The sequence below is a fragment of the Streptomyces sp. NPDC002057 genome, from assembly GCF_040296665.1.
In the GTDB taxonomy this organism is placed as follows: domain Bacteria; phylum Actinomycetota; class Actinomycetes; order Streptomycetales; family Streptomycetaceae; genus Streptomyces.
This window is the reverse complement of record NZ_JBEOXR010000060.1, coordinates 43,785-53,438: the sequence shown is the minus strand read 5'-3', so window position 1 is coordinate 53,438 and position 9,654 is coordinate 43,785. Positions and strand designations below refer to the sequence as shown.

At 71.0% G+C, this 9,654-nt stretch carries 4 protein-coding genes; 2 read left to right on the top strand and 2 right to left on the bottom strand.

The annotated features are described in order from the left end of the window. Together ABT129_RS32725 and ABT129_RS32720 are read right to left on the bottom strand one after the other, a co-directional pair. On the bottom strand, positions 1–2,973 hold a 2,973-nt coding region (locus ABT129_RS32725), incomplete at its 3' end, for a CARDB domain-containing protein (protein WP_351908886.1). Positions 2,974–3,301: 328 nt separating this feature from the next. Beyond that, the gene (locus tag ABT129_RS32720; protein WP_351908884.1) at positions 3,302–4,312 is read right to left on the bottom strand and encodes a LacI family DNA-binding transcriptional regulator; all 1,011 of its coding nucleotides are present in this window, start codon (positions 4,310–4,312) and stop codon (positions 3,302–3,304) included. Between the two features lie 209 nt (positions 4,313–4,521). Between ABT129_RS32720 and ABT129_RS32715 the strand changes: the two genes are divergently transcribed. After that, entirely contained in the window at positions 4,522–6,483 is a 1,962-nt protein-coding gene (locus ABT129_RS32715) for a lectin (RefSeq protein WP_351908882.1), read from the top strand. Between the two features lie 66 nt (positions 6,484–6,549). Further along, complete coding sequence (locus ABT129_RS32710) at positions 6,550–9,627, top strand: glycoside hydrolase family 3 protein (protein ID WP_351908880.1); 3,078 nt, start codon at positions 6,550–6,552, stop codon at positions 9,625–9,627. Positions 9,628–9,654 lie beyond the last annotated feature (27 nt).

The window sequence follows — 9,654 nt, the reverse complement described above, 5'->3', positions numbered from 1 at the left end:
GATGCCGGGGTAGTTCATCGTGTCGGAGATGATGTTGTTCTCGATGGTGTTGCCGAAGCCGCCGTAGACCGCGATGCCGTTGGCCCGCCAGGGCAGTTGGATGGTGTTGTTGCGGAAGTGGTTGTTGGAGCCGATGTCCACCGAGGTGTCCTTGACGTACTTGGACGCCCAGACCGCCAGCGCGTCGTCCCCGGTGTTGCGGAAGGACGAGTTGAAGACGGTGGAGTTACGGGTGCCGTTGGCGAAGTTGATGCCGTCGGCGTAGGTGTTGCGGATCCGCATGCCGGTGAACTCCAGGCCGTCGCCGGGCCCCCACAGTTCGGGGATGTTGGTGTAGTCGCGGCCGGCCCAGACGCCGACGTTGGCGTGCTCGATCCAGACGTTGCTGATCTTGGTGTCCTTGCCGAAGCGGCCGTTGAGGCCGACGCCGCCCTCGGCGTTGCCGTCACCGCCGCGGATCGCGCCCGAACCGAAGATGGCGATGTCGGAGATCTGGGTGTTGTGGTCGATGTCGAAGCCGAAGTTGCCCTCGTGCGGGTGGTTGATGCCGCCCGCCTGGTGCGGCGGGGTGAGGGTGTAGAGCTGGGAGTGCCACATGCCCGCGCCCCGGATCGTCACGTCCCTGATGCCCACCTGATTGAACTGACCGCGGTTGAGCGGGTCGTCGGTCAGGATCTTCTGCTCCTGGCGCCACTGTCCGGCGGGGATCCAGACGCAGGGGATCTGGCCGTTCTGGTCGGCGGTCACCGCGCGCTGGAGGGCGTCGGTGTCGTCGATGCCGTCGTTGGGGACGGCGCCGTAGTTCGTGATGGAGACGCAGTTCGCGGGCTTGGCGGCCGGGGGCGCCACCTGCTCCAGGTCGATGAGATCGACGATGTAGAAGGAGGCGCGGTCGTCGGCGTCGCGCTGGAGGCGGAACTTCGTGCCCACCGGGTACGACTGGGCGAGCAGGGCGTGGGACTCGTCGAAGAGGCGCCGGGCGTCACCGCCGGGCCGGTTGGTCAGCCCTTCGGGGTCGTCGGTGCTGCCGTACAGCCAGCTGTGCTTGGAGGTCAGCGTCAGCTTGCGGACGAAGACGTCGTTGGCGTAGAGGCTGATGGTGGCTTCGGCGCCGCCACCCGCCGCCGCGTCGGGCACGGAGTTGCGCACGACGATGGAGTTGGACGGGTTGGTGGAGGTGAACTCGACGAACTCGCCCGTGGAGTTGAGACGCACCGACTTGCGGCCGGAGGACTCGGTGGCGAAGTTGGTGTGCCCGAAGGTCCGCTTCTGGTCGGCCGTGAGCAGGGTGCCCTGGTAGCGGGCGTCCTCCGCCTCGTACTCCGTGTACGGAACGGCCGCGCCCCGGCCGACGACGAGCGACCGGGAGAAGACGTTGTTGGTCTCGTCGGTCTCGGCGACGGTGCCGGTGGCGTCGGCGGTCGCGGTGAGGGTGGCGCCGCCGGTGGTGGCGGTCCAGCTGCCGGAGATCGGCACGGTGACCGTCTGGCCGGCGGCGATCGCTCCGGTGGTGCCGTTGAGGGTGGTGCCCCCGGCGGTCAGCCGGGTGACGGTGCCGGCGGCGACGCCGCTGGTGCCACGGTTGTGGACCGTGACCGTGAAGGTGACGGCGGAGCCGACGGCGGGGCTGGTCGGGTTGGTGGCGATCCCGGTGACCCGCAGGTCGGGCCCGGGGCTCTGGCCGACGACCAGCTTGGCCGTGGCGGTACGGCTGTTGTTGCCGTTGTCCCCCTCGGGGACGGTGTCGGTCGGGTCGACCACCGCCGAGACGGTGTACGAGCCCATGGGCCGCTTGCCCACGGTGACCGGGACGGTCGCCGAGGCGCCGGCGGCGAGCGCGGCGACCGGGGCGGAGCCGGCCACGGCGCCTTCGACGCTGACCTCGACGGTGGTGGCGGGGGACGCGGCGGTGCCCGCGTTGCGCACGGTCGCGTCGACCGTCACGGAGTCCGTCTCGGAGGGGGAGGACGGGGTCCAGTTCAGGTCGGTCACGGTGAGGTCGGGGCTGGGCGCGGCCGCGCCGACGACCTGGAACTCCGCGACCTGGGCGCCGGGGGCGCCGGTGTTGGAGAAGAAGGTCAGCCGGAGGTCGGCGTAGCGCCCGGTCACCGGGATGGTGACGGTGTTCTGTCCGGTGCCGGGGCTGAAGGCGTAGTCGGCGCGCGCCTTGAGCGAGGTGAAGCCGGAGGCGGCCTGCTCGCGCCCGAGGACCTGGATCGCCTGGGTGCGCGGGCCCCAGATCTGGTCGGGGTTGAGCTTGACGACGACTCCGGTGACATCGGCGTTGGCGCCGAGCTTCACCGTGAGGCTGGACGGGAATCCGGCGGACTCCCAGTAGCTGCCCGTGGTGTCGTCGTTGGCGTTGGCCGCGACATAGGTCTGCGCGGTCGAGGTGGCCTCGATGGGCTTGTTGCGCGCGAGGTTGGTGCCGGTGGGCGGCGGGTCGACCGGTCCCTGACCGCCGTCGCCGTACACCTCGACCTCGGAGAGCTGGGCCGCGTTCCAGCCGGTGTTGGCCGTCACCTGGACACGGACGTACCGGGTGGTGGCGGGGGTGATGCCGATGGTGACGGTGTTCGCCGCCGAGGGGTTGAACGCCCGTGACTGAGCGGCGGCGAGGGAGGTGAAGCTGCCTCCGTCGGTGCTGCCGAGCACGGCGACGGTCTGGGAGCGGGCCTCCCAGGTGGTGGGGAGCTTGAGGACGACGCTGTCGACGCGGGTCGCCGCGCCGAGGTCGATCTGCACCCACTGCGGGAACGAACCGACGGGTCCCTCCCAGTAGGACTGCTGGCCGCCGTCGGTGACGTTGCCGGCCGGGTAGGCGCCGTGGGCGGCGCTCGCCGTGGCGGTCCTGCCGAGGGCCAGGTTGGGTCCGGCCGCCGCGTAGGCGGTGACCGGCATCAGTCCGACGGCGATCAGTCCGGCTATCAGCACGCCGACGGTCAGCCGCCAGCTCAGGATTTTGCCTCTCATAGGAGCCTCTCCGACTGCTGGGGCCGCGGCTCGGCACCGGCACAGTGACTCTCGCCAGGAACCCAGCGGAACTCTGACAACGAATGACGGCTGGATACAGACTTATTGAGCGTTTTCGTTAATCTTTTGCGCCGCCGGGGTGTCAGGTTTCTATCAGGTCACCGCTTTGTCAACAGCCCCGGCAGAACCGGCACTTGGGGTGTCACATCCGCGCAGGTCAACGAGAAACGGCTCCGGGCCGGGGAGGCCGTGTGGCCTCCCCGGCCCGGAGCCGAGGAACGATCAGGAGAGGGGGTCGGGGGCGGAGGGGTCCGACGCCCCCCGGGGGTCAGCCGGCCGGCGGCGGCGCCGTCGACCCGCGCACCACGAGCTCGGGCTCGAAGAGCAGCTCACCGGGGTCGGTCTGGGTGCCCTGGATCTGGGCGCAGAGCAGTTCGACGGCAGCGCGGCCCATCGCCTCGATGGGCTGGCGCACGGTGGAGAGCGGCGGCTCGGTGCAGTTCATGAAGGCGGAGTCGTCGAAGCCGACGACCGACACCTGGGAGGGGACGGAGAGTCCGCGCCGGCGGGCCGCCCTGATGGCGCCGAGGGCGAGCGGGTCGCTCGCGCAGACGATCCCGGTGACCCCGCGCTCCAGGAGGCGGGTGGCGGCGGCCTGGCCGCCTTCGAGCGAGAAGATCGACCGCACGACGAACTCGTCCGGCAGGTCTCCACCGGCGGCCTCGGCCACGGCACGGGCCGCTTCGAGCTTGCGGCGGGAGGGGACGTGGTCGCCGGGGCCCAGGACCAGGCCGATGCGCTCGTGCCCGAGGGAGGCGAGGTGGCGCCAGGCCTGCTCGACGGCGACGGCGTCGTCGCAGGAGACGCAGGGGAAGTTGAGCCCCTTGATGGAGGCGTTGATCAGGACCACCGGGATGTTGCGCTCGGCCAGCTGGTGGTAGTGGTCGTGCGGGGCGTCCGCCTGCGCGAACAGGCCGCCGGCGAAGACGACGCCGGACACCTGCTGCTGGAGGAGGAGGTCCACGTAGTCCGCCTCGGAGACGCCGCCCTTGGTCTGGGTGCACAGGACCGGGGTCAGTCCCTGCTGGGCGAGGGCGCCGCCGATCACCTCCGCGAACGCGGGGAAGATGGGGTTCTGCAACTCCGGCAGCACGAGGCCGACGAGGCGGGCGCGCTCGCCGCGCAGCTGGGTGGGGCGCTCGTATCCGAGCACGTCGAGCGCGGTGAGGACGGACTGCCGTGTCGCCTCGGAGACACCGGGCTTTCCGTTGAGGACACGGCTGACCGTCGCCTCGCTGACTCCCACCTTCTTGGCCACTTGAGCAAGTCGTCGCGTCATGAGCGCAAGAGTATCGCAAACTTCGCAAGCGAGTTGCGTCGCTCTCATCCCCTTGCGAGGAGCGAACGCAACCCGCGCCTAGCCGTCAACGCCTGAAGGCTTGACGGGTCCGAGGGTGCCTCATAACTTCATGACTTGATAAAAGGCTTGCTGTTGTTGTCCGTCGAGGCGCGAAACGGCGAAAGGGTTGTCAGGTGCATAACACCTTGATGCGTGCACGTACGTTCCTCCGGCGAGGAGGTGGGGCCGGGGCGCACGGTGGAGGCACCCCGCCCCGCCGCCACGCCCGTCGCGCCCGCCGCCTCCGCCCGATCACCGCCCTCACCGCGGGCGCCCTCGTCGCCGGCGGCCTGCTCCTCACCGGGCCCGGCACGGCACAGGCCGCCGGCGAGCGGGTCGACGTCTGGCTCACCACCACGTCCGATTCCGGCGGCCGTACCGTCACGCGCGGGCTCGCCCCGCAGACACCCCTGGCGTTCGGCCCGGCCGGGGGCACCGCGAACCACACGATCACCGTCGACGAGAACACCACGTACCAGCAGTTCGAGGGCGGCGGCGCGTCGATCACCGACACCACCGCCCACCTCCTGCGCGGGGGTGCGATCAGCGCCGCCACCCGCGACGAGGTGATGCGCAGGCTGTTCTCGCCCACCGACGGCATCGGCCTCTCCTTCGTCCGCAACCCCATCGGCGCCTCCGACCTCTCGCGGCCCGGGAACGTCTCCCTCGACGACACCTGCTGCGACCTGAACGACTTCGGCTCCAACGGCTACGACACCGACGTCCGGCTGCTGACCGCCCAGGCCGAGCAGCTCAACCCGGCCCTCCGCGTCAAGGGCGTGCCGTGGAGCGCCCCGGGCTGGATGAAGGACAACGGCCGGATGGACCAGATGGGCTGGCTCAAAGCGGAGTACTACCCGCTCTACGCCCAGTACCTGGTCAGGTACGTGCGGAGCTACCAGGCCGCCGGGGTGAAGGTCGACTACCTCTCCGTGCAGAACGAGCCGAACTGCTGTCAGGCCGGCAATCCCACCGCCATGAACTACCCGGGCATGAGCTGGAACCCGGCGGGCCTCGTCGAGTTCACCAAGAACCACGTCTACCCCGCCTTCCGGGCGGCGGGCCTCACCACCAAGATCCTCGTCCACGACTGGAACTACGGCGACTACGCGAACTTCGGCGCCGGGATCCTGAACGACGCGGGCGTGCGCGACGACCCGCTCTTCGGCGGCATCGCCTGGCACGGCTACTTCGGCGACCCGGCGGTCGGCACCCAGGTCCACGACCGGTACCCGGCGGTGAAGCAGTTCAGCACCGAGCACTCGGGCGGCACCTGGATCGGGAACCAGCACAACGAGGACCTCGCCGACATCGTGAACTACGCCCGCAACTGGAGCGGCAGCCTGGTCAAGTGGAGCCTCGCGCTCAACCAGACCATGGGCCCGCACAACGGCGGCTGCGGCACCTGCACCGGACTGATCACCGTGCAGGAGGGCGGCGCCCGGGCCGGTCAGGTCGACTACACGGTCGAGTACTACACGACGGGTCATCTGACCAAGTTCGTCCGGCCCGGGGCGTACCGCATCGCCTCCACCGCCAACAGCACGGTGCAGAACGTGGCCTGGCGCAACTCCGACGGCTCGAAGGCGCTGATCGCCCACAACGGCGGTGCCTCCGCGCAGTCCGTCCGGGTGGTGTGGGGCGACCAGTCCTTCACGTACACCCTGCCCGCCCGGACCACCGCGACCTTCACCTGGGCCGGTACGACGGGCGGCGGGACCGGGTCCGGCACGCTGACCGGTCTGGCCGGGAAGTGCCTGGACGTGGCCGGCGGCGCCACCGCCGACGGCACGCCGGTGCAGCTGTACGGCTGCAACGGCACCACGGCGCAGCGCTGGACGCTCGCCGCCGACGGCAGCGTCCGGGCGCTCGGCAAGTGCCTCGACGTCACCGGCGGTTCCACGGCCGACGGCGCCCGGGTCCAGCTGTACGCCTGCAACGGCACGGCCGCCCAGCGCTGGACCTACGACGCCGCCACGCACGACGTGGTCAACACCGGTGCGAACAAGTGCCTGGACATCACCGGCAACTCCTCCGCCGACGGGACCCGGGCACAGATCTGGAGCTGCACCGGCGGCGCCAACCAGAAGTGGACCCACAACGCGGCCTGATCCCCGCCCCCGTCCGTCCTCCCCCGCACCCCGCCGGCAGGCCATGACCTGTCCCAAGGAGCCCGCATGCCACCCGCTCGTCCCCGAAGGACGGTGAGCGCGGCGGTCGTCGCCGCCACCGCCGTACTCACCGGTCTGCTCACCGGCGGTCTGCCGACCGCCGCAGCCCAGGAACCCGCTCCCCGAGCCGTCGACCGGTTCGAGGGCGAGGTCCCCTTCGCCCCGCCGCCCGCCGAAGGCATCTTCACCTGGGGGAACGCCACCGAGTCCCATCCCCGGCTGGAGCTCAGGGAGCGCGCCGACGCCCCCGAGGGCGGCAAGGTCCTCGAAGGCCGCTACGACATCAGCGGCTGGGGCGGCTTCACCCACGACTTCGCCTTCGACCGGCCGGCCCACGACTGGACGGCGTACAGGGGCATCCGCTTCTGGTGGTACGGCCAGAACACGGCGCCGCTGCCGCCCGGATCGGGCAAGCGGATCGCCCTGGAGATCAAGGACGGCGGTGCGAACGGGGAGGCGTCCGAGCTGTGGACGACCTCCTTCACCGACGACTGGGAGGGCTGGCACCTCGTCGAGATCCCGTTCTCGACCTTCCAGTACCGGACCGACTACCAGCCCGTCGGCGGCATCGACCAGGTCCTCGGGCTCGACCGGATGTGGGGGTACGCGGTCACGCTCCCGACCGGCGGGCCGGGCGCCTTCGCCCTCGACGGCGTGGAGCTGTACGGCCGGGCGGAGCCCGCCCTGAACACGAAGGTCGTCACGGAGTCCGTCGTGCACCCCGTCGCCGAAGGGGGCAGTGCCCGGGTCGACGTCTCGGTGGCCACGACGGGCTCGGGGCCGACCGACGGACCCGTCACGGTCGCGTACGAGACGGAGAGCGGCGACGGCGCCGAGCCGGGCAAGGACTACCTGCCGGTCACGGGCAGCGTCGTGTTCCCCGCCGGTACGCCCTCCGGCACGACCCGCTCGATCACCGTGCGGACGCTGAAGGACGGTGCGGCCGAGGCCGCCGAGACCATTCCGCTCAGGCTGACGGTCGACGGCGCCAAGGCGCCCGCCGAGAACCCCGTCGTCGTCGTGAACGCGCACGGACTGCCGTACCTCGACACCAGGCTGCCGGTCCGGAAGCGGGTCGCCGATCTGCTCTCCCGGATGTCCCTGGCCGAGAAGGTCGGGCAGATGACGCAGGCCGAGCGCAACGCGCTGCGGGCGCCGGGCGACATCGCCGGGTACGCGCTCGGGTCCCTGCTCTCCGGCGGCGGCTCGGTCCCCACCCCCAACACGCCCGAGGCCTGGGCCGCGATGGTCGACGCGTACCAGCTGCGCGCGCAGACGACCCGCTATCAGGTCCCGCTGCTCTACGGCGTGGACGCGGTCCACGGCCACAACAACGTCATCGGCGCCACGATCATGCCGCACAACATCGGCATCGGCGCGGGCCGCGACCCCGGGCTGGCCGCGCGGACCGGCGCCGTCACCGCGAAGGAGGTGCGGGCCACCGGCGTCCCCTGGGATTTCGCCCCGTGCGTGTGCGTGACCCGTGACGAGCGCTGGGGCCGCTCCTACGAGGCCTTCGGCGAGGACCCGGCGCTCGTGACCGCCATGGAGACGGTCATCAACGGCATGCAGGGCGCGCCCAGCGGCAAGGACCTCGACCGCAACGACAAGGTCCTGACCAGCGCCAAGCACTTCGTCGGCGACGGCGGCACCACCTTCGGCTCCTCGACCACCGGTTCGTACACCATCGACCAGGGTGTCACCGAGGTCACCCGGGCGGAGCTGGAGGCGGTGCACCTCGCGCCCTTCGCCGAGGCCGTGAAGCGCGGCACCGGCACCGTCATGCCCTCGTACTCCTCCCTGGACGTGCTCGGTGACGAGCGGGGTCCGGTGAAGATGCACGCCAACGCCGAGATGATCAACGGCGTCCTCAAGGACCGGATGGGCTTCGAGGGCTTCGTGATCAGCGACTGGCAGGCCATCGACCAGATCCCCGGCGACTACCCGAGCGACGTCCGCACCTCGGTCAACGCCGGCCTCGACATGATCATGGTGCCGACGAACTACCAGGAGTTCACCCGGACCCTCACCTCCGAGGTCGAGGCGGGCCGGATCCCCACGGCGCGGATCGACGACGCCGTGTCCCGCGTCCTGACCCAGAAGTTCCGCCTCGGCCTGTTCGAGAAGCCGTACGCGGACACCACGAACCTGCCGTCGATCGGCTCGCCCGCGCACCGCGCGGTGGCGCGCGAGGCCGTGGCGAAGTCCCAGGTGCTCCTGAAGAACGAGGGCCCGGTCCTGCCGCTGAAGCCGTCCCAGAAGGTGTACGTGGCCGGGTCGAACGCCGACGACCTCGGCAACCAGGCCGGTGGCTGGACCATCAGCTGGCAGGGCGCCTCGGGACGTACGACGACGGGGACGACGATCCTCGAAGGGATGCGCAAGGCCGCGCCGGGGGCGGACATCGCCTGGTCCAAGGACGCCTCCGCCCCGGTCGACGGCTACGACGTGGGCGTGGTGGTGGTCGGCGAGACCCCGTACGCCGAGGGGTTCGGTGACGTCGGCAACGGCAACGACCTCGAACTGACGGCCGCCGACAGGGCGGCGGTCGACAGGGTCTGCGCGGCGATGCCCTGCGCGGTGCTCGTCGTGTCCGGCCGGCCGCAGCTCATCGGCGACCGGCTGCCCGCCGTCGACGCCCTGGTGGCGTCCTGGCTGCCCGGCACGGAGGGCGACGGCGTCGCCGACGTCCTCTACGGCAAGCGGCCGTTCACCGGACAGCTGCCGGTCACCTGGCCCAGGTCGGAGGCGCAGCTCCCGCTCAACGTGGGGGACGGTCGCTACGACCCGCAGTACCCGTACGGCTGGGGTCTGACCACTCTCACCCCGGCCCCGTCCGGTGGCGAGGCGGCGCTGTGGGGACTGCGGGTCACCGCGAAGGCGCTCGGGGCGGCGGGGCTCGGCGGGTCGTACGAGAGCCGGAAGCTCGTCGCGGTGGCGCGGGAGATCGTGCAGAGGAAGATCGGCCAGAACATCACGGAGGCCACGGCCAAGCCGTTCGCCGACGCGGACCATCTGCTGCTCACGGGTGATCCGGCGGGCGCGGTCGGCAAGCTGACGGAGGCGTACCGGGCCGCACGCTGACGCGTTCAAGACCGGCTCCCGGGGAGG

What these genes read in the sequence shown, in the direction of transcription:
- ABT129_RS32710 (WP_351908880.1), top strand. Translation starts at nt 6,550, where the DNA reads ATGCCACCCGCTCGTCCCCGAAGGACGGTGAGCGCGGCGGTCGTCGCC.
- ABT129_RS32715 (WP_351908882.1), top strand. Translation starts at nt 4,522, where the DNA reads ATGCGTGCACGTACGTTCCTCCGGCGAGGAGGTGGGGCCGGGGCGCAC.
- ABT129_RS32720 (WP_351908884.1), bottom strand. Translation starts at nt 4,312, where the DNA reads ATGACGCGACGACTTGCTCAAGTGGCCAAGAAGGTGGGAGTCAGCGAG.